Below are 21107 nucleotides of genomic sequence, written 5' to 3'. Positions count from 1 at the left end.
GCTTTCTTTTGCCTACTTTTCTTTGCGGCATGCAAAGAAAAGTAGGTGCCGCCCCGTACAGGGGCAACGCTAATAGACCACTAACAATGCAAGGAAAGGCACCAAAGCCAGATCAAGGAAAGGCCAACGCCCCAAGAACACTGACAAACAAGCGCCGCCAAAGGCAAAACCCCAACCTTTACCCTTCCCGCAAATACCCCACAAGAACCTTATGCGCAACCATATCCACAGCAGGCTTAATCAACCCATTCTTGTCAGTCCAAACCTTAGGCGTCAACGCGCCACTCAACGCGACGCTATCTGCGTCAGACAGAGCGAGCAGCGCCGTCTGCACATCATCATCAAACGCAATCACGTTGACGAAAATCGTATCGCCGTCATTGGTGGTCGCCCGGACCTTGCAAGTCACAAAGCGCTTACCATTCTGCCCCTTGCGGATCTGCGCCTCGCCGTATAAGCGCCCGCCCACCAGTCCATCGATCATCGCCCTACTCCTGTTATTCCATCCCGTGCAAAAGACAATATCGCTCAGCACGGCCCGTATGATCCCACGATACGCAGCGCGGCTTACGCAAAAGCGCGGACTGCTCGCGCCATATGACAATCACCGCGCGCCTGCGCTGAACTCACACGTTTAACGTGAACCCGTCTGCGCGCCCGCCGCCTCGAAAATATCCCGCAGCCATTGTGCAAACACCCGCACCCGCGACGACAACTGGCGATTCTGCGGATACAGCACCGAAACCGGCATCGGCGGCGGCGGGAAGTCCGCGAGAATGATCTTCAGCCGCCCCGACGCCAGTTCACTCGCCACGCGGTATTGCGGCACCTGCACGATGCCGAGCCCGGCCACCGCCGAGCCTGTGTAGAGATCGGCGCCGGTCACCGATACCGTCGACGGCAGGTAGGTGGCCGTTTCGCGGCCGTCGATTCTGAATTCGAGCGGCACCGGCTTGCCGGTCGCGCTGGACAGGTAATTGACCGCACGATGCGTGGACAAAGCCGCCGGATCGGCCGGCTCGCCATACGCCTCCAAATAGGCCGGACTCGCCACCGTCACTTGCGGCAGCTGCGCAACGCGCCGCCCCACCATCGACGAATCCTGCAGATTGCCCGCCCGCAACACGCAATCGATCCCCTCCCGCACCAGATCGACCAGCCGGTCATCCTCGCCGATCGTCAGCTCGATGTCGGGAAACCGCGCGAGAAACGCCGGCAGCGCCGGGACGACGAAGTGCCGCGCCAGAGTGCCCTGCAAATTCACGCGCAACAGGCCCTTCGGCGCGATGTTGGAAAACGAGCCCTCCGCCTCCTCCATGTCGGCGATTAGCCGCACGCAGCGGCGGTAATACGCCTCGCCGTCGTGTGTGAGACGTACCGAGCGCGTGGTGCGCTCGAGAAGCCGCGCACCGAGCCGCTGCTCCATGCGCTTCATCAGGTTGGTGACGGTGGCGCGCGGAATCTGCAGGTCATCCGAAGCGCGCGTGAAGCTTTGCCGCTCGGCGATCCGGATGAACACCCGCATTTCCTCGAAACGATCCATGGTTGATGCCTTTGTGCCGGGCCGGCGATCCGGCCGCTCGCCGGCCAATTGTTAAAGTGAATGGAATTATGATGGCAAGTCTAACCCGATTATCTCAGCGACGAAAGCGACCATGATTCGTTTCACCAACTCACCACACAGAAGGAAACGAATCATGAACACGATCAAAAACGCTCAAGTCGCCATCGTTACCGGCGCATCCCGCGGCATCGGCGCAGCGGTTGCGCAACGCCTCGCCAAGGACGGCTTTGCGGTTGCCGTCAACTACGCATCGAGCTCAACGGAAGCCGATGCGCTGGTTGCGGAACTCACGGCGGCAGGCACCAAGGCCATCGCAGTGAAGGCCGACGTTTCGAATGCCGACGACGTGCGTCGCATGTTCGAAACCACCGAACAGCGACTCGGCAAAGTGGACGTGCTGGTCAACAACGCCGGCGTGCTGAAGACGCTGCCGCTCGCCGACACCAGCGACGCGCTGTACGACCAGACCTTCGACATCAACGTGCGCGGCACCTTCAACACGCTGCGCGAAGCGGCCGCACGGATGAACGACGGCGGACGCATCGTCAACTTCTCGAGCACGACGCTGGCGCTGAACATGCCGGGCTACGCGATCTACAACGGCACCAAGGCCGCTGTCGAAGCCTTCACGCATGTGTTCGCCAAGGAACTGCGCGGCCGCAACATCACCGTCAACGCGGTGGCGCCGGGCCCGATCGCGACCTCGCTGTTCCTCGACGGCAAGACCGAAGAACAGATCCAGACCTTCGCCAAAATGCCGCCGCTGCAACGCCTCGGCCAACCGGACGACATCGCCTCGGTCGTGTCCTTCCTCGCCGGCCCGGATGCAGGCTGGGTCAATGGCCAGATCCTGCGCGCCAACGGTGGCGTGGCTTAAGCCACTTGGTTAGCGCACTTAATCCGGCTTGAAAACACGCAAAGCGCCTCTCTCACGGCGCCTTTAAACGTCGTATCACTTTCACGAATCGGAGCAGAAAAATGCAGAAGAACGTCATTCTGGTTACGGGCGCGGGTACGGGCATCGGCAAGCTCACCGCGCAATCGTTGGCCGAAGCCGGCCATATCGTCTACGCGACGATGCGCGATGTCGAAGGACGCAACAAGCCGCGCGCCGATGAAATGCGGGCGCTCGCCCAAGCGAAGGACATCCAGTTGCATCCGCTCGAACTCGACGTGTTGTCGCAAGAATCCGCCGATGCCGCCGCCGCGACGATCATCCGCGAGCAAGGACGGCTCGACGTGGTGATGCAGAACGCGGGCCATCTGGTGGTCGGCCCGAGCGAAGCGTTCACGCCTGAAGAAATGGTGAAGGTATTCGACACCAACCTGTTCGGCGCGCAGCGTGTGAACCGTGCGGTGCTGCCGTATCTGCGCCAGCAGGAAGCGGGCTTGATGTTGTGGATCAGCAGCACGACGACCAAGGGCGGCTTTCCCCCGTTCCTCGGGCCTTACGGTGCTGCAAAGGCCGCGATGGATTCTTTGGCCGTCACCCTCGCCTACGAAATCGCGCGCTTCGGTATCGAAACCTCGATCGTGGTGCCGGGCGCGTTCACGCGCGGCACCGCACACTTTCCGAGCGCCGGCAAACCAGCCGATGCGGAGCGCGCCGCCGCGTATGCACGCTATGACGGCGTGATGGATCAGATCGGCGAGCGCCTGTCCGAACTCACGCCGGACGACGCCGATCCGCAAGCGGTGGCCGATGAAATCGTACGGATCGTCGCGTTACCTTCGGGCGAGCGACCCATGCGCTCGGTGATCGATTTCGTCGGTGACGGCGCGCGTGAAGTGCTCGAAGTCTCGGAACGCGTGCGCATCGAGTTCGCCAAACGCATCGGTATGGGCGATCTGCTCGAAGCGAAGATCAAGCGGTAATCAAGGCATGACCGTGGGGAACGCCGAGGGCAATTGATAGACCCTTGCGTCCCGCCGTCCCCTTTCCGCTTTGAACCTACACGCTCATGAAACCCTCAATCCTGATCGCCTGCGCCGCACTGCTGTCGTTTCTGATCGCCGCTTGCGATGCGCGACAACAACCTCAGTCGCCGGACGCATCCGTCACCACGCGGAGTACAGCCATGAAACCTTCAGTGACTTACCTTCATCTGTTGAAGCACACGCCCTTCTTCACGAGCCTGACAACGGAACAATTGCGTTGGGTAATCGGCCATTCGCATGAATGGGAAGCGCAGCCCGGCACCGTGGTCGCGCAATGCGACAGCAGCGCTGCGAACGATCAAGGCATGTGGATTCTTCTGGACGGCGGCTGGCAAATCGAATACGGCCAACAGTCGTATCCGGCGGGCCATGCGAGCGCGGGGAAATGGTTTAGCGCGACTGTGACCGATCGGCCGTGCAGCCTTGTCACCACCGAACACAGCTATGTGATGAAAATCGAACGCGCTGACTTTGACGCGATGCTCGAACAGGGTTTCGCATTCGATCAACATCTCGATGCGGGCCGCCGCTATTACAGTGAACTGTTCGCCGCTCCGGCAGAACTCGTCAAATAGCAGTCGAGCCGGAGCGCGTGGTTACGTCGTGACAAAGCCAAGAAAGCGTGCTTAAACCGCCTTCGGATTACGCTCGGCAAATCCTTCCTGATGCCAATACGGATACGCGGGACGTACAGCGCTGGCCGCGTCGAGTTTCGCCACCTGTTCGGGCGTCAGATTCCAACCCACCGCGCCGAGGTTCTGCCGCAGCTGCTCTTCGTTACGCGCACCGATCAGTACCGTAGATACGGTAGGCCGTTGCAGCAACCAGTTCAGCGCGATCTGCGGTACGGTCTTGCCGGTTTCGGCAGCGACCTCGTCGATTGCATCCAGCACGCGGAACAGATACTCGTCCGGCACCGGCGGCCCCATGTCAGAGGTTTTATGCAGACGGCTCGTTTCCGGCAATGGCTGACCGCGCTTGATCTTGCCGGTGAGACGCCCCCAACCGAGCGGACTCCACACCACCGCACCCACGCCTTGATCGACGCCGAGCGGCATCAACTCCCACTCGTAGTCGCGACCGATCAGCGAGTAGTAAGTCTGATTCGCGACATAGCGCGGATAACCATAACGATCCGCGGTGTCCTGCGATTTCATCAGATGCCAGCCGGAGAAATTCGACACGCCGGTGTAGCGGATCTTGCCGGCGCGCACGAGATCGTCGAGCGTCGACATGACTTCGGTAATAGGCGTCTTCGCGTCGAAACCGTGTAACTGGAACAGGTCGATGTAATCGGTTTGCAGACGTTTGAGCGCTGAGTCCACCGCCTGAATCAGATGAAAGCGCGACGAGCCGACATTGTTCGGACCGTCGTCGAAACGGAAAGTGGCTTTGGTTGAGATGATCGCTTTGTCGCGCTTGCCCTTGAGCGCTTCGCCGAGCACCGACTCGGAAGCGCCGCTCGAATAGATGTCGGCACTGTCGAACATCGTGACACCCGCATCGAAACAGATGTCGATCAGGCGACGCGCTTCGGCAACGTCGGTGGCGCCCCACGCCTGGAAAAACTCACCCTTACCGCCGAATGTGCCCGTGCCGAAACTCAGTACCGGCACCTTGAAACCAGATGCACCCAGATGTCTGTATTCCATTGATGATTCTCCGTGTCCTAGCCGTCGATAAACGGACGTTCAGTCTACGCGCGTCTCGGCAAACGTGCCGGCGAGCGCGGCCAGTGCATCACGCGTGTTTCGAATCACGCTGTCCCAATCGCCCAATGCCGGCTGCCGGAACAATTTCGCTTGCGCATACCAGGGCGTATCGGTGCGTTCCAGCATCCAGCGCCAGCAGGTGTCGAAGCGATTCAGAATCCATACCGGCTTGTCCAGCGCGCCGGCCAGATGCACGGTGGATGTGTCCACCGATATCACCAGGTCGAGGTTTGCCACCAGCGCGGCAGTGTCGGCGAAGTCATCGAGTTCTTCGGTGTAGTCAGTGACGTTAGGGGTCGAATCGTTGCGCGGTAACTGAAGCGCAGACGGTCCCTTCTGCAGACTGAAGAACTGCACGTTCGGCACATCGAGAATCGGCGCGAGCCGCTCGAAAGTAATCGAACGGCGCGCGTCGTTCTTGCGGAGCTCGGCGACATGCGGCCGATTTCCGCCAGCCCAGACGAGTCCTACCTTCAGGCGCCCTTCTGCTTGCGAAGCGATACGCTCGTGCCATTCACGCGTTGCCTGCACGTCGGCGAACAGATAAGGCGTCTTTGACGGAATGCTCGCGAGATCGGTCTTGAATGCGAGCGGCAGACTCAGTAATGGGCAGTGGCAATCGAACGGCGGCAGTGCCTGGCCCGCTTCGATCAATTGATCCACACCGTCGAGCGTGGACATGAGCCGCATCAACTCACCCGGCACTTCCAGCACGACTTTCGCGCCGAGCTTCGACACCATCCCGGCGTACCGGGAAAACTGCAGCGTGTCGCCGAGACCCTGCTCAGCGTGCAGCAGAATTGTTTTGCTGTCGATGGAAAAATCGCCCAGCCAAAGCGGTTGCGCAAAGGTGCGCCTGCCTGCTTTGATCCGGCTACGCTCCCAGCGCCATTCGTACTCTTTCCATCCCGCTTCTAGCTGCCCCAGTTGCAGCAAACACAACGACTGGTTCCAATGCGTCTCGGCAGCGGAGGGATTGACGGTCAGTGCGCGTTCATAGCTCTGCAACGCTTGCGCGTGCTCACCGAGATCGACCTGGGTCAGGCCAAGGTTGTTCCAGGCATCGGCAAATGCAGGTGCGAGTTCGAGCGCGCGCTGATAGCTTTGCCGCGCGTCGTCCGCCTGATTCAGATCGCTGAGCGCATTACCGCGATTGCTCCACGCGTCGGGGTAGGTCGGCTGCAATGCGAGCGCGTGATCGCAGCTTGCCAAGGCATCGGCGGGACGGCCCAGATCGCGCAGCACGCAGGCGCGATTGTTCCAGGCTTGCGCGAAATCCGGCGTCAAGGCGATCGCGCGATCAAAGCTGCTGAGCGCTTCGAGCGGCAAGTTCAGGCCGGCTTGCGCGTTGCCGCGATTGTTCAGTGCGTCCGGGAATTTCGATTGCAATGCGAGCGCGCGATTGGCGCTCGCGAGGGCTTCGTCGAAACGTTGCAAGGCATTGAGCGCATAGGCGAGATTCGAATGGATTGGCGCCTGTTTCGCATTGATGGCGAGCGCCTTTCTGAGGAACTCTATGCCCTCCTGAACACGACCCACCTGCAGCGCGAGCGAGCCCAGCAATTGCAGCGCCTCGAAATGGCGTGGCTTGAGTTCGAGAATCTCACGGTAGAGTTCTTCGGCCTCGGCGAATGCGCCGTTCTGCTGAAGCGCGACGGCTTGCCGAAGCATATGGTCCAACTGTTGCGGGAGATGGGCAGGCTTGCTCATGAGGTGAGCTTTGATTGAATGCGTGTGGAATCGGGAAACCGCTTTCAGGCTTCCTGAGTCGCGGTGGAAGCCACGCGGGTCAGGCCTGAAAGAACGAAGCCGATTATCGCCGAAAAGAACGCGGTTGGTCTGCTGTGTGCAAGCGGCTTTGAATGTGCGCGAGCGAGAGGGAGGGCTGCTGGTTTTGGGGGCGGATTTCAGGCGCCTTTTTTAGACGTGCTTTTAAGCGTCTTTCTGAGGCGTCTTTCTATGCCGCCTGGTGGTGCGCGTCACGTCGCAACGCGACGCGCACCTTGATGCATGGACTGTGGCTGGTGTGCCTGATGTCCGGCTTACTGGGCGGTCAGATGCTTACGCTTGGCGAGATCCTGAGCCATCGCGTAGTGTTCCTGGATGGTCGGCAGTGCCTTTTTCGCCGCGTCCTTCAACTGTTCGTCGCGGCCCGAAGCGATTTCCGCCTGGAAGGCCGACAGCGCTTTCTGTTCGCCGGCGAGCGCGACTTGCTCGATGTAGGTCTTGTCGAAGTCGGCGCCGCGCAGGTTATTGATGCTCGCGAGCACTGCCGGGTCCGGATCGTTCTTCGGCACGTCGACGCCGCGCGGGCTGGCAGCGCGCAGCGCGTCGGAGATTTTCGCGTTGTCGTTCGACACGCGCTCTGCGAATGCCTTCACGTCCCGGTCGGTGGAGCGCGACGTGGCGATGCGTGCGGCATCGCGTTGCGTGGCGACGGCCTTGGTGGCGTCGGCGATGAAGGCCTGGTCGGCGGCATGAATGCGAGCTGCATCCGGCGCGGCCGCGGTCTGGGCACTGGCTGCGGTAGCGACAACCATAAGGCTGGCCATGCAGGCACTGGTGATGGCGGCGAGAGGCAAGCGGATCATACGTTCTCCTTGGAGTGGAAGCGAAACGACGGCGATGCGAGTGCGCCTTGGCCATTGCATGCGACTGCACTGATACCTTGCAAATCGCTTGCAACCGGCTAACGACGCCGCGCTCTTATCGCTGTGCATTCTAGGAGGCGCATTACCCAGCATGTGAAACCATGCTGTCGCTTCTGTAACGTTAGGTAACCTTCATATGAATTACCTGCTTTTGCTGTATGCCCGCCGGCCTCTTCCTGCCCCGAATAGCGGATGGGTGTTAACCAGAAAGCATCAGCAAACCGCCTGAATTCACTGAACTTTCCGGTTGCTGCGCCGATAACAGAAAGGTAGGGCACACGCCAGAGCCGAACGAACGGTATGCATGGCGCACCACTCGCACCGCAATCCCTGGAGAGATTCGATGGCAGTAGATCACCGCGCGAACGACGAACGCAGCAATCTGACGAGTTCCAACAAATTCGAGTTGTTGCTGTATCGGCTGGGTTCGGTTCCCGGCAGCGACGCGCATGAGCTTTACGGCATCAACGTTTTCAAGGTGCGTGAAATCTCGACGATGCCGCCGGTGACGCCGATTGCGGGTTCTTCGCCGTTCGTGATGGGCGCGGTGGACATTCGCGGCCAGATTATTCCCGTGATCGACTTGCCGCGCCTGATGGGCTGCGAGCCGACGCGCGGCCTGAACATTTTGCTGGTGACGGAATTTGCGCGTTCGACGCAGGCTTTTGCGGTCGAGGAAGTGGACGACATCGTGCGGCTTGAGTGGAACCAGGTGCTCTCCGCCGAAGGCGCGGCCGGTGGCAATCTGGTGACGAGCATTGCGCGTATCGACGGCAACACGGGCGACTCGCGGCTCGCCCAGGTGATCGACGTCGAGCAGGTATTGCGCGACGTGTTTCCGTCACAGCATCCGAGCGTCGACCCGACCTCGGTGGGTGAAGCGCTTGGCATCCGCCCTGGCGCGAAGATTCTCGCCGCCGACGATTCCGGTTTTGCACGCAAGCTGATCGAGCAGGCGTTGAGCGCGATCGGTGCGGACTACGTGATGACCAAGACCGGCGAAGAGGCATGGAATACGTTGCAGCAGGTCGCGCGTGAAGCGCAGGCTAACGGCACGCGGGTGAAGGACAGTATTGCGCTGGTGTTGACCGATCTCGAGATGCCGGAGATGGACGGGTTCATGTTGACCCGTCAGATCAAGGCTGATGAGCGGACTCGGGATATTCCGGTGATTATTCATTCTTCTTTGACTGGTGCGGCGAATGAGGCGCATGTGAAGAATGCCGGGGCGAATGGGTATGTGGCTAAGTTTGCAGCCGCTGAGCTGGCTGATGCTATTCGTAATGCGCTTGGGGGGGTGCCTGCGGCGGAGGGGGTTGTTTGAAGGTTTGCAGGTTTTTTTGCCTTCGCGGCGCTTGTTGTCAGTGTTCTTGGGTGTTGGCCTTTCGTTGTTCTGGCTTTGGTGCCTTTCCTTGTTCTGGCTTTGGTGCCTTTCCTTGTTCTGGCTTTGGTGCCTTTCCTTGCATTGTTAGTGGTCTATTAGCGTTGCCCCTGTGCGGGGCGGCACCTACTTTTCTTTGCTTGCCGCAAAGAAAAGTAGGCAAAAGAAAGCGGCTCAAACCACTCCTGCTAAGTGGGGACCGTAGTTCGCGTAGGGTAGTGGTGCATCTGGAATCTGGGGTCGTGCACCTGCTTGCGCTTGTGACAAGGGCGTCATTCTTCCGGCGACGCTGCGCGCGCCGAAGCGTACTTCATAGAACCACCCGCTACGTTTTGGCGCCCACGCCCCGCCACCGGACCGTGGCTTGTCATTGCACCGTCATTACCATCCCATTCCGATTGGAACGGCATCGGCATCGGCAGATGTGACTGCGACTGAGAGGGGCGGTGATTCAGCGCACCGACATATCATTTAAAGCAGGGGGTCCCGGGTGAATGCAGAGGCGCGTCGCCGAGGCGAAGCCGACGGCCCCACAAACCTCAACCGAACCCGTGGTTTCCCCCGCGGACCCGTCCGCGACGCACGCAGTGCGGAGTGGGAGCTGATGACACCTTTGTCACTAGCGTGGAATGTGCGAGAACACGGATTCCAGATGCACCACTACCCGCAGCAGACCACGGTGCCCACTTAGCATGAGCGGTTTAAGCCGCTTTCTTTTGCCTACTTTTCTTTGCGGCATGCCCTCCATGTCAGGCTAGTTGTCGCCTCATCCGAACCGATTGGTGTAAAGATGGGGGGCGGACAGCGAATGGAAGATGAAGCGCTACTCAGCGGAAACCCGGGAGTGGGTAATCAAACAGATGATGCCACCGTTCAATCGTGCGGTAATCGAGCTGGCTGGGGCGACGGGCATCACGACAGTGACGCTGCGCGCCTGGCGGCAAAGTGCAAGACAGGCAGGAGAATTCATGCCGGGCAATGGCAAAACGGGTGATCGGTGGTCGAGCGCCGACAAGTTCAGGGTGGTGCTGGAGACGGCGTCGCTGAACGAGATCGAGACCTCACAGTACTGCCGCAGCAAGGGCATTTACCCGGAGCAGATCCGGCAGTGGCGCGAGGCGTGCGAACAGGCCAACAGCGCGCCTGAAACGAAACCCACAGCTGCGCAGCGCAATGAAGCCAAGGTTGCCCACAAGCGCATCCGTGAACTGGAACGCCAGCTCAAGCGCAGCGACGCTGCGCGTGCGGAGGCGGCGGCGTTGCTGAACCTGCGAAAAAAAGCCGAAGCGATCTGGGGCAAGGAAGAGGACGACTGATCAGCAGCCCGGATCGCGATGAAGCCATGCAGTTGATCGATGAAGCGGTGCAGCAGGGAGCCCGCCGTGCGTGTGCGTGCGAGCAGTTGGGCATTAGCGTGCGCAGTGTCCAGCGCTGGCGCGAGGCGCCGCAGGACGGCCGTACGCTAGCCACCCGCCAGGCTCCGGCCAACAAACTGAGTCAGGCCGAGCGCCAGGCCGTGCTTGATGCGGCGAACCGGCCCGCATACGCCAGCCTGACGCCACACCAGATCGTGCCGAAACTGGCTGATGAGGGCGTGTATCTGGCCTCCGAATCGACGTTTTACCGGGTACTGAAAGCGGCAGGACAGGGCCAGCGTCGAGGACGCGCGAAGGCCCCGCAACGACGCACACTCACGACGCATTGTGCCGATGGTCCGAACCAGGTGTGGTGCTGGGATATTACGTGGATGCCGACCACGGTCAGGGGCCGGTACTTTTACTGGTACATGATGAAGGACATCTACAGCCGCAAGCTGGTGATGAACGAAGTGTGGGAGCAGGAGTCGGCCGAGCACGCGAGCGTGCTGCTAGCCAAGGGATGTCTGCGCGAAGGCATCGCCGGGCGTCCGCTGGTGCTGCATTCGGATAACGGCAGTGCGATGAAAGGCGCCACGATGCGCGCGGCCATGATTGATCTGGGTGTGCAGCCTTCGTTCAGCCGGCCGCGCGTCAGTAACGACAACGCCTTTGCCGAGTCGCTGTTCCGCACGGCGAAGTACTGTCCGTTATGGCCCGAGCAGCCGTTCGACACGCTGGAGGCAGCCCGGGAATGGGTGCAGCGCTTCGTGCAGTGGTACAACGAAGAGCACTGCCACAGCGGCCTGAAGTATGTCAGCCCGGCGCAACGGCATCGCGGCGAAGCCAGCGACCTGCTGGCCCGCCGGCGTGCGCTGTACCGGAGCGCACGCATGCAAAACCCGGCGCGCTGGTCAGGGGCCATCCGCAACTGGCATCTGGCAGACGCGGTCTATCTGAATCCGGAGCGGGCCTCGGCCTCAGCCCAAATGTATAAGCAGGCAGCGTGACGGTTCAGGCGACAACTACCTTGACACACACCGCATGCAAAGAAAAGTAGGTGCCGCCCCGCACAGGGGCAACACTAATAGACCACTAACAATTCAGGGAAAGGCCAACGCCCCAAGAACACTGACAAACAAGCGCCGCCGAAGGCAATCAAAATCAAGCAAACCCCACCGCCGCAGGCAAACAACCAAACCGCCCCGCAGGGGAAAAAAACCATAAACCTCAATTTCTATGTGACCATACCCAAACCCCAACCCGCACGGAGTGCATCAAAAAAATGCTACAACCCGACCCACTCCACCCCCTGCGCCCCTTCCTGAAAAACTTCGTGTGGGAACACGGCCACATCGGCACTCGGTACATCAACTGCGCCACCGGCGAAATCAGCTTCGATGACGGCAAAAAATCCCGCTTCGCAGCAGAAAAATACCTCTACGTCCCGCTCGACAAAGACGTCACCGACGACCCACTGGCCACCGGCCCCGCAACCCAGGACGCCGCCCTCGCCCGCTTCCTCCGCGCCGCGCAACTCGGCAAACCCGAAGAAGCCGGCTCCGCCGCCGAAGTCCAACGCGCAGTTCACGATTGCCTCGACCTGGCAATCTTCAGCGCCTATCAGCACGACGCGCTGCAAGCAGTCGACCACTACACCCAGGAAGCAATGTTCGACGACGAAATCCGTGCGGCGCTCGTCGACGATATTCGCCGGGTCTACACACCCATGCGCGAACAACTGGCGCTCTATGACTTCACCGTGCTGCACGGTCTGCCCACGCCGCTTCTCTTCAGCGATTCACCCTTCATCGACTGGCGCGTACGCGTCAAACCCGCCATGCCGTTCGTCTCGCTGCCCCTCGGCCCCTACGCATTGCTGGTCGGCACACCATCAGGAAGAACCAGTCGCGCCGCACCCGTCGCGTGGAAAACGGCCGTGTCGATGGGCGTGCTAAAAGATCACAATCGCCTGATGGCCGAACGCGCCCGTCTGTGGATCGTAGCAACCACCGACGATCAACTAGTGGCCATACAAGATCGCTTCAAGAAAGACGACGCATAACCGGCCACAGCGCCCCGCATAGCTTCACGCCTCGCGGTGTGAATGCGCTTCGAGCGCAAGCGAAAAGGCCAAACGACCGATTTCGATGCCCATGGTGTTGATCATCCGCGGCGCATGAAACGCGCCCAGTTGCGCACGTTGCTCAGGGCTGCCGATATCAAGCCGCGCGAGCAGTTCAGCAACGGTCGCATATAGCACGCCGATGTTGCCGTCCTCCACCTTCACCGCAATGCCGAGTGCACCGTTGGCGCCAAGTCGCGCAGTTTGCCGCGAAGCCCGCACGCCGATTGCATAGCTGCCGTCTGCGCCGACCTTGCCAATCAGCGCGCCATCAAACGCCCGCATCAACGCAGTACAGAAACGCCCCTCGCCTGCTACCCACTCCGGATGCGCGGCCATCGCACGATAGATGCGTGCGAGCGCAACTGTGCGCGGTGAAATGGAAGAAGGAATGGATGAAGAAGCCGCAGAGGAAGCCGAAACTTCGTCCTCCGCGGCAGCGAGCTTCGCGAACAGTCGGGCGAGTCGGTCGAGGGCGAACGCCGGCGTCGGCAGATTACAACCGTCGATCGACCATTGCACCGCGTCGTCCGGCAAGTCGCATACCTCGGCGACGGTATGCTTCACGCGTACCTGTAGCGGATGCTCCGGCAGTTCGTAACCCCGTATTGCCGCGCCGATCGAACGCGCCCCGGCCAGCATGCCGGCGTGCTTGCCCGAACAATTGCTGCACACCGCGTCCGGCTTGAAATCGCGCTTCAGCCAGTCGACATAGACGGCGTCGGACAGCGGGGGATGGCCGCCGCAACGCAGATCGGCTTCGCTGACCCGCGCCTTGGCCAGCATCTGTCTCGTGCGTTCGATGTGGCGCGGCTCGCTGCTGTGCGAGGCGCACATGAGCGCGAGATCCGTTTCGTCGAAACCGAAACGCTCGAGCGCGCCAGTCTCGACTACCGCCAGGGCCTGTGCCGGTTTTGCCGCGGAGCGTGCCAGCGTGATACGCGACGGATCGCCGAATGAATACAGCAGGCGGCCGTCGGCCTGAACCACCGCGACATGGGCGATATGTGTGTTCTCGATCGCTTCGCCGCGATAGACAGTCGCCGCAATCGGCCCGGTTTCGCGCAAGGTCATGGTCGTTCTCCTCCTGATCGCGTCAGTCGTCGCGATCGCTATCAATCATGGTGACGTGAGCGATTCTACGTTCGTCTTTCGCGCAATCCAAATCTCCACTGGTCGGCCACGGCATGCAAACGATTTGCACGACGCGGCGGACCCGTGCTTAAGCCGCTTCGTGAATATGCTCGACGATGTAATCGATCAACGCCCTCACCTTCGGCGGCAAGAAGCGGTTCGGCGGATACAACAGCCACACCGACCCCACGTAAGCGCGCGCTTCGAGATTCCAGTCGGGCAGTACCTGCACGAGTTCGCCGCTGAGCAATGCATCGGTGGCGGCAAACTCAGGCAGGTTCGCGATGCCGAAATCCTGCTGCGCCGCTTCGAGTCGCGCGCCCGCATGATTGGCGATGTAACGCCCTTTCACGTCGACGGTTTGCGTTTCCGTGCCACGGCGAAAGCGCCAGCGGTTGTCGTCGGCGGTTTCGCCGAGGTAGATGCAATCGTGCTTGAGGAGATCGCGCGGTTGCGCCGGCGTGCCGTGCTCTCGCAAATAAGCCGGCGATGCACCCAGCAGCCAGCGCACGGCCCCCAGCCTGCGTCCCGCGAGCCCTTGCGGGGGATGCTCGGTCAGACGGATCACCAGATCGACATCGTCGGCGAGCGGGTCGACGTCGTGATCAGTGAACAGCAGTTGCAGGTCGACTTCATCGTAGGCGCGCAGAAAGCCGGGAATCAGCGGATGAATCACGGTCTTCGCGAACGCGGTGGGCGCGCTCACGCGCACTTTGCCTTGCGGCCGCGCCGCCAGTTGCCCGGCCGCATCTACCGCGCCCGATGCGGCGCTCAGCATGTCGCGGCAGAACCGCGCCACCTGGGCACCGGATTCCGTGACCCGCACCGTGCGCGTGGACCGTTCGAGCAGGCGTGTCGCCAATGCGTCCTCGAGCCGCTTGATCTGACGGCTGACCGTGGACGGCGTACTGCCGAGCTGACGTGCGGCGACCGAAAAATTGCCGGCATCGACGACGCGCGCGAAAACCGCCATGTCCGGCAGCAACGCAAAAAGGTCGGTTGGGTTCATCGTCGGGCGCTTGTGGGGTTTGAGCCGATTAATGCATCTGAAACATAAATACTATGCACAGCAACCCGATTATCGCCTTGCAAGCAAAGTTCGACAATACGCGCTCATCTGCCCGAGGTCCGCCATGTCGAAACAAGAACGCCTGCTTCTGCTCTCCGATCTGATGCTGCTCGCGGTCGCCGTGGTGTGGGGCACCAGTTACGGCGTCGTCAAAAGCGCCCTGGTGTTCTATCCGGTTCTAGGGTTGCTGGCGCTCCGCTTCGGCATCACCTTCGTGATCCTGTCGCCCACCTTGCGTCACTTGCGCGCCGCCGATGCGCGCACGCTGCGCGGCGTGCTGATCGCGGGGGCGTTGCTCCTCGGTATCTTTCTCTGTGAAACGTTCGGCATTCTGCTAACGCGCGCGGCCAATGCGGCGTTTCTGATCAGCCTGTGCGTGGTGATGACGCCGCTCGTCGAATGGTGGCTACTCAAGCGCAAGCCGACTCGCGTCGAATGGGCGGCGGTCGCGCTTTCGCTATTCGGCGCCTGGCTGCTGGCGGGGGATGGCGCGCTGAGTTTCAATCCTGGCGATGCGCTGATTCTGCTCGCCGCGCTGCTGCGCGCGCTGAACGTGTGCGTGACTAAACGTGTGATGCGCGACTCTGCGTTGCCGCCTTTGTCGGTGACAGCAGTTCAGTCGGGCGTGGTGGCATTCGGCAGCGCGGCGGTGGCGGTACTGTTTGTCCCGCAACAGTGGCAACCGGTGCCGTCGCTTGCCGGACACGCCATGTTCTGGGGCTACATCGGCTATCTGGTGATCGCGTGTACGTTGTTCGCTTTCTTCGCGCAGAACTTCGCGATCAAACGCAGCAGCCCGACGCGCGTGTCGCTGCTGATGGGCAGCGAGCCCGCCTTCGGTGCGCTGTTCGCCTGCATCTGGTTAGGTGAACGGATTTCAACGGCCGCATGGATTGGCGGTGCGTTGATCGTTGCGGCATCGGTTCTCGCGACGGTGCGATGGAGCGCGTTGCGAGTGAGTACGGCGGGGGCTTAGAGAATTTCCGAGACCCGCGCCGATCGCTGCACACGCACTTCCGATCAGCGCGATGCGACTGTGCCCCGCTCGCTCACTACCTCACCACGCTGTAGCACATACTCGAGGCGCTCGCCCTGCCCGGTCAACACGCCGATATCCTTGAGCGGATTGCCGTCGACCACTAGCACGTCGGCGATTGCCCCGGCTTTGATGACGCCGAGCTTGCCACTGCGGTCGACGATATCGGCCGCAATCGTGGTGGCCGAACGCAATGCTTCCAGATTGCCGAGCACTTCGGCGCGAATGCGCAATTCGTCGCTCTGGAACGTGTGCATTTCGCCAAGCAGGTCCGATCCGAATCCCATCGGCACACCTGCATTTGCATAGATCTGCAGCGAGTCCCGCCCCGCTTGCCGCACGGTCTCGACCTTGGCAATCGAATCGGCGGGCAAGCCGTAGTCGGCGCCGTGTTTGGCCAACGCGTCGTAGGTGACCAGCGTGGGCACGACGAATGCGCCGTGCTCGCGCATCAGTTTTGCGGCGGCTTCGTCGACCAGATTGCCGTGCTCGATTGTGCGCACGCCACAGCGAATCGCACGCGAAATCGCGCGGCCTGTGTAGGCATGCGCCATCACGTATGTGTTGGCTGCCTCTGCTTCCGCGACGATCGCGCGGATTTCGTCCTCAGAGTATTGCGTGTTGCTGATCGGATCGGTCGGCGAGGCGACACCACCGGATGCCATGATCTTGATCTGCGTAGCGCCCTTCTGAATCTCTTCACGTACTGCAAGCCGCACCGCATCGACACCGTCAACCACTCGCGCAATTGCCCCGGCACGAAAAGCGCATGAACAGGGTTCCAGCACGTCACCGCGCGGACGGAAATCGCCGTGACCGCCGGTTTGCGACAACGCCTTCCCCGACGGGAAAATACGCGGCCCCGGAATCAATCCGCTCTCCAGCGCCTGCGTCAATCCCCAATCCGCGCCGCCCGCGTCACGCACCGTCGTAAAGCCGCGACCGAGCATCGCCTTCAGAATCGGCAGTGCGCGAATCGCGGTGAGGATATTCGGCTGCGTCGCATTCACACCGAGGTTCGCGCGCGAAGCCAGCACGTGCACGTGACAATCGATCAGGCCGGGCATCACCGTCTTGCCGCGTGCGTCGATCACACGTGCATTCGGCAGATCGACAGGACGATCGGTGACTTCGACGATATGGCCGTTTTCGATCACGACGTGATGATGTTCGAGCAACACACCCTGGGCCAGATCGAGTACGTTGCCGCCGCTGATTACCGTAATGCTCATTGATATCTTCCTGACTGGATGAAGGAATCCGTCCGGCTTTTGTTAGCCGGACGCGCTGCCTCTCAGGCGTGGCTACGGCGCGGATCGCGCACATAGAACGTGCCGACGAGGCTGATGGTCGCGGCGATCATCACGTAAATTGCCGGCGCCATATTGCTGCCCGTCGAAGCAATCAGCCACGTGATGAAGAACGGTGCGAAGCCACCGAAAATCGTCACCGCGAAGTTGTACGCGACGGAGAGGCCGGTCGACAACACCTTGGTCGGGAACAGTTCGGAGAAGGCCGCGAGAATCGGACCGGTGTAGGTGGCGATCAGCAGGCCGAACACGCCCTGAAACACCATCAGCGAAACCAGCCCAGGCGCGCGGTTGATGTAAGCGAACATCGGCCATGCGAGCACCAGGATCAATGCCGCGGCGCCGGAGAGGAAGCGGCGGCGGCCGAAGCGGTCAGCGAGCTTGCCGACCATCGGCGAGAAACACATGATCATCAGGCCACCGAACATGCCGGCACGAAAGCCCATCGATTGCGGCAGATGCAGCGTGCGCACCGAATACGTCGGCATATAGAACAGCAGCACGTAGGTGCACACCGTCCACAAAATCACCATCGAAAAGCTCGCAAACGTCTCGCGCGGAAAGCGGCGGAACACTTCCGCGAGCGGTGAATCGCTTTTGGCCTCTTCCGCTACGGCGCTGAACGCCGGCGTTTCGTCCATGCGGCTACGAATGAAATAGCCGACTGGTCCGATCAAAATGCCGATCAGGAACGGCATTCTCCAGCCCCACGAATGCAGCGCATCGGCGCTCAGGCTCGACGTTACGAAAGTGCCGACCCCAGCGCCCAGCAGCACGGCAAAGCCGATGCTCGACTGAATCCAGCTCGAATAGAATGCGCGCTTGCCTGCCGGCGCATATTCGGTAAGAAACGCGGTGGCGGTGCCCATTTCGCCGCCGGCCGAAAAACCTTGCAGCAAGCGGGCGACCACGATCAGCACCGGCGCCCACAGACCGATCTGGTCATAGGTCGGCGCGAGGCCGATGAGTGCGGTGCCACCCGCCATCAGCAGAATGGTCAGCGAGAGTGCCGCTTTTCGTCCGACTTTATCCGCGTACACGCCGAGCACGATGCCGCCCACCGGCCGCATGAAAAAGCCCACGCCGAACGTCGCGACGGCAAGCAGCAGCGAAGTCAGTTCATTGCCGGTCGGAAAGAACAGCTTGGCGATGATCACCGCGAAAAAACTATAGACGGTGAAGTCGAACCACTCGAGGCCGTTGCCGAGCACAGTGGCGATAATGGCGCGGCGCCGCTGCTGTGCGAGCGAATCCACGGATATCGTCGCGACGTTGGATGAAAGCGTTCCTTGCATGGTCTCTTTCCTTGTCAGGCTGCTTGCGCGGCTATTCATGCGGCCGCTGCGTGGCTACGGGTTCGGCGAGCGTCTGCCAGCAAGGCGGCGTGTCGGAATCGAGCGGCGCCTTTGCATGCATGAAGCCGATCGTAGAGAGACCTGATTTGTTTTCGAAACGAAAGATTCGCATGCACGCATGCGCGTGGCGCATGCGAAAGGCAGTCAGGTTGCGGGTGTGTTGCTCGTCTCAGCGAGTGTTTGCCCACTTGTCTGCGCCTCTGCCTGCTCGAAAAGCCAACGCGTAAAGAGGCGCGCCGCCTGGTTCTCCGCGCGGTCGTTCGGCGATACGACGTAGTACCCGCCACCGTGGCTCGCCGATGCTCGCGTGGCGCGCACCAGCAGCCCTTCGTTCAGACACGCGTCGATCATGTGACGCCAGCCGAGCACGACGCCCTGGCCGAGAATCGCCATCTGCACGAGTTGCGGATAATGATTGACGACGACCGACTGTGGGGAACCGGGCATCTGCACATTGTTGAGACGGAACCATTCGGGCCACGACATCCATTGCCGCTGACCGTCTTCCTGCATCAGCAATGTTTCATGGGCGAGATCGGCGGGTTCCAGCACGCGGCCAGCGAGATATCCGGGCGAACATACCGGGTACACGTCTTCGTCGAAAATGCGGCGCGCGGTGAAATGCGGCTCGGCGCGCTGGCGGATGTAGTACAGGCCCACGTCGAATTCCGCGGGCGACAACGATGCGAGCCCGTCGCGCACGATCATCCGGATCTTCACGTTCGGATGGGCGGCGCGAAACGCACCCAGGCGCGGCGTAAGCCACAACACCGCCACGCCCGACGAACACGCGATCGTCAACTCAAGATCGCCATATCGCTTCATCACATCGAGCGTGGCTTCCGAGCAATTGGCAAGCAGCCACTGCACATGCTTGGCGTAACGTTCGCCGGCGATCGTCAACCGTAGGGCGCGGTGCTCCCGCACGAAGAGCGAGCGGCCGAGGAAGTCTTCGAGTTGCGCGATCTGGCGACTGATCGCGCTTTGCGTCAGATGCAGTTCTACGGCCGCTTTAGTGAAGCTGGCATGGCGCACGGCCGATTCGAATGCGATCAGGCATTGAAGCGGGGGTAAAGGGGCGATCCGCATGATGAAGGTGGCCGAGTGAGGTTGCCACCATCATAGCGGGTCGAAGAGCGCGTCAAATCATGCGTGCTATGTAGCGCGTAACTGCGGGATTTCGGCCTCCAGCGCTGCGATCAATGACTTGGCGCCAACGCCTCTTCGCGCTCCAGCGAGCGTGTGTGCTTGAGTTCCGGGAAAAATCGCATCCACAGCAAAGCGACGGCAATCGTTGCGATGCCGCCCACCAGTACGGCCGGTTGTGCGCCCCACCACCCTGCCGTGACACCGGATTCGAATTCGCCCAGTTGATTCGACGTCCCGATGAAAAGCGAATTGACCGCGCTGACGCGACCCAGCATTTCGTCCGGCGTACGCAGTTGCACGAGGGACAGACGCACCACTACGCTGATTGTGTCGGACGCGCCCAGCACCATGAGCGCGAAGAGCGACAGGAAGAATTGATGCGATAAACCGAAGACCACAGTCGCTGCGCCAAACGCAATCACGCCGCCGAACATCGCAGCGCCGGGCCGGTTGCGCAGCGGAAAATGCGCGAGCCAGATGGTGCCCGCGAGCGCGCCGATGGCGGTGCCTGAGCGCAGCAGGCCGAGACCGAGCGGCCCCGTGTGCAGGATATCGCGCGCAAAAACCGGCAGCAGCGCTGTCGCCCCACCGAACAGCACGGCGAACAGATCGAGCGATAGTGCACCGAGTATCACGGGCTCCTTGCGGATGAAAGCGATGCCCGAGAACACCGACTCGAGCGTTACCGGCGCGCGGCGCGCCAGCTTGGCCTGCAACGGGATGGCCCACACAGTGGCAGCGGCGGCCGCGAAGGACAGCGTGCACGCGAGGTAGGCCACGCCCGGACCGATGCCGTACAACAGCCCGCCCAATGCCGGGCCTGCGATCTGGGCGGTTTGATTCGCGGAGGTGGCCCATGCCGTCGCTTTGGGCAATTGCCCGCGTGGCACGACGCCAGGCAACAACGATGCAACCGCAGGCGATTCGAAGGCGCGCGCCGCACCCACGCATGCGGCCAGCACATAGATGACCGGCGCGCTGATCCAGCCACCGAAGGTGCCGAAGGCGAACAACAATGAAGCGACGCTTTCGAGGCTTTGACAGATGGCCGCGATCCGCCGACGGTCGTAACGGTCGGCGACGTGGCCGACCACGAGCGTCAGCACGAACATCGGCAGAAATTGGGCGAGGCCGACGAGGCCCAGTGCGAAGGCGCTATGCGTGAGTGCGTAGATGTGCCAGCCCATGGCCACGGCGAGCATCTGGAACGACAGCGATGAGAGGATACGGGTACACCAGAAACGCTGGAATGCGGGGTGTTTTGGCAAACTGAAGTTTGGGTCGCCGGCGGGGGCGGCTGGGGGTATGGGCATTGGTGTCTTGCTCTC

The 21107-nt window shown here is 61.4% G+C and carries 18 protein-coding genes; 7 read left to right on the top strand and 11 right to left on the bottom strand.

What is annotated here, in order from left to right; all coding sequences use genetic code 11:
• Positions 1-178: 178 nt before the first annotated feature.
• Positions 179-484, bottom strand: coding sequence for a single-stranded DNA-binding protein (locus PQQ86_RS05750; protein WP_408265293.1), 306 nt, complete (start codon positions 482-484; stop codon positions 179-181).
• Positions 485-634: 150 nt separating this feature from the next.
• Positions 635-1543, bottom strand: coding sequence for a LysR family transcriptional regulator (locus tag PQQ86_RS05745; protein WP_408265292.1), 909 nt, complete (start codon positions 1541-1543; stop codon positions 635-637).
• A gap of 154 nt (positions 1544-1697) precedes the next feature.
• Between PQQ86_RS05745 and PQQ86_RS05740 the strand changes: the two genes are divergently transcribed.
• The 3 genes from PQQ86_RS05740 (at position 1698) to PQQ86_RS05730 (ending at position 4077) form a co-directional block, all read left to right on the top strand.
• Positions 1698-2441, top strand: a complete 744-nt coding sequence (locus PQQ86_RS05740) for an SDR family oxidoreductase (protein ID WP_408265291.1) — start codon at positions 1698-1700, stop codon at positions 2439-2441.
• A 101-nt stretch (positions 2442-2542) separates the two neighbouring features.
• Positions 2543-3439: an SDR family oxidoreductase gene (locus tag PQQ86_RS05735; RefSeq protein WP_408265290.1), complete on the top strand. Its 897-nt coding sequence runs from the start codon at positions 2543-2545 to the stop codon at positions 3437-3439.
• A 203-nt stretch (positions 3440-3642) separates the two neighbouring features.
• Positions 3643-4077 (top strand): cyclic nucleotide-binding domain-containing protein, encoded by a 435-nt coding sequence (locus PQQ86_RS05730; protein ID WP_408265289.1) that lies wholly within the window; start codon positions 3643-3645, stop codon positions 4075-4077.
• 51 nt (positions 4078-4128) lie between these two features.
• Here the strand turns inward: PQQ86_RS05730 and PQQ86_RS05725 are convergent, their stop codons facing one another.
• From PQQ86_RS05725 to PQQ86_RS05715, 3 genes are all read right to left on the bottom strand, one after another.
• A complete protein-coding gene (locus tag PQQ86_RS05725; protein WP_408265288.1) occupies positions 4129-5154 on the bottom strand; it encodes an aldo/keto reductase in 1026 nt (341 codons plus the stop codon).
• A 39-nt stretch (positions 5155-5193) separates the two neighbouring features.
• Positions 5194-6924 (bottom strand): tetratricopeptide repeat protein, encoded by a 1731-nt coding sequence (locus PQQ86_RS05720; RefSeq protein WP_408265287.1) that lies wholly within the window; start codon positions 6922-6924, stop codon positions 5194-5196.
• Between the two features lie 332 nt (positions 6925-7256).
• Positions 7257-7805 carry a DUF4142 domain-containing protein gene (locus PQQ86_RS05715; protein ID WP_408265286.1) on the bottom strand — a complete coding sequence of 183 codons (549 nt, stop codon included), beginning with the start codon at positions 7803-7805 and terminating at the stop codon, positions 7257-7259.
• A gap of 403 nt (positions 7806-8208) precedes the next feature.
• Here PQQ86_RS05715 and PQQ86_RS05710 point away from each other — a divergent pair, with 403 nt between their 5' ends.
• The 3 genes from PQQ86_RS05710 (at position 8209) to PQQ86_RS05700 (ending at position 12666) form a co-directional block, all read left to right on the top strand.
• Entirely contained in the window at positions 8209-9189 is a 981-nt protein-coding gene (locus PQQ86_RS05710; RefSeq protein WP_408265284.1) for a chemotaxis protein, read from the top strand.
• A gap of 872 nt (positions 9190-10061) precedes the next feature.
• Positions 10062-11611 (top strand): IS3 family transposase gene (locus PQQ86_RS05705; protein WP_408265283.1). Its coding sequence is split into 2 segments (ribosomal slippage): positions 10062-10536 and positions 10536-11611, totalling 1551 coding nucleotides; the frame shifts between segments, so codons are not numbered across the junction.
• Positions 11612-11886: 275 nt separating this feature from the next.
• The gene (locus tag PQQ86_RS05700) at positions 11887-12666 is read left to right on the top strand and encodes a hypothetical protein (RefSeq protein WP_408265282.1); all 780 of its coding nucleotides are present in this window, start codon (positions 11887-11889) and stop codon (positions 12664-12666) included.
• Positions 12667-12690: 24 nt separating this feature from the next.
• Here the strand turns inward: PQQ86_RS05700 and PQQ86_RS05695 are convergent, their stop codons facing one another.
• Together PQQ86_RS05695 and PQQ86_RS05690 are read right to left on the bottom strand one after the other, a co-directional pair.
• Positions 12691-13800, bottom strand: coding sequence for an asparaginase (locus tag PQQ86_RS05695; RefSeq protein WP_408265281.1), 1110 nt, complete (start codon positions 13798-13800; stop codon positions 12691-12693).
• Between the two features lie 148 nt (positions 13801-13948).
• A complete protein-coding gene (locus tag PQQ86_RS05690) occupies positions 13949-14869 on the bottom strand; it encodes a LysR family transcriptional regulator (RefSeq protein ID WP_408265280.1) in 921 nt (306 codons plus the stop codon).
• A gap of 124 nt (positions 14870-14993) precedes the next feature.
• On the opposite strand from PQQ86_RS05690, the gene PQQ86_RS05685 reads away from it, so the two are divergent.
• A complete protein-coding gene (locus PQQ86_RS05685) occupies positions 14994-15905 on the top strand; it encodes a DMT family transporter (RefSeq protein WP_408265279.1) in 912 nt (303 codons plus the stop codon).
• Positions 15906-15949: 44 nt separating this feature from the next.
• Here PQQ86_RS05685 and PQQ86_RS05680 read toward each other — a convergent pair whose 3' ends face one another.
• From PQQ86_RS05680 to PQQ86_RS05665, 4 genes are all read right to left on the bottom strand, one after another.
• The gene (locus PQQ86_RS05680) at positions 15950-17197 is read right to left on the bottom strand and encodes a metal-dependent hydrolase family protein (RefSeq protein ID WP_408265278.1); all 1248 of its coding nucleotides are present in this window, start codon (positions 17195-17197) and stop codon (positions 15950-15952) included.
• Between the two features lie 62 nt (positions 17198-17259).
• The gene (locus PQQ86_RS05675; RefSeq protein WP_408202493.1) at positions 17260-18570 is read right to left on the bottom strand and encodes an MFS transporter; all 1311 of its coding nucleotides are present in this window, start codon (positions 18568-18570) and stop codon (positions 17260-17262) included.
• 204 nt (positions 18571-18774) lie between these two features.
• The gene (locus PQQ86_RS05670) at positions 18775-19719 is read right to left on the bottom strand and encodes a LysR substrate-binding domain-containing protein (RefSeq protein WP_408265277.1); all 945 of its coding nucleotides are present in this window, start codon (positions 19717-19719) and stop codon (positions 18775-18777) included.
• Between the two features lie 110 nt (positions 19720-19829).
• Positions 19830-21092 carry an MFS transporter gene (locus PQQ86_RS05665; RefSeq protein WP_408265276.1) on the bottom strand — a complete coding sequence of 421 codons (1263 nt, stop codon included), beginning with the start codon at positions 21090-21092 and terminating at the stop codon, positions 19830-19832.
• Between the last annotated feature and the right edge of the window lie 15 nt (positions 21093-21107).

It is taken from the genome of Paraburkholderia sediminicola, from assembly GCF_046026675.1.
GTDB classification, from domain to species: Bacteria; Pseudomonadota; Gammaproteobacteria; order Burkholderiales; family Burkholderiaceae; genus Paraburkholderia; species Paraburkholderia sediminicola_F.
The sequence above is the reverse complement of the archived record's forward strand: the minus strand, read 5'-3'. Positions and strand labels throughout refer to the sequence as shown.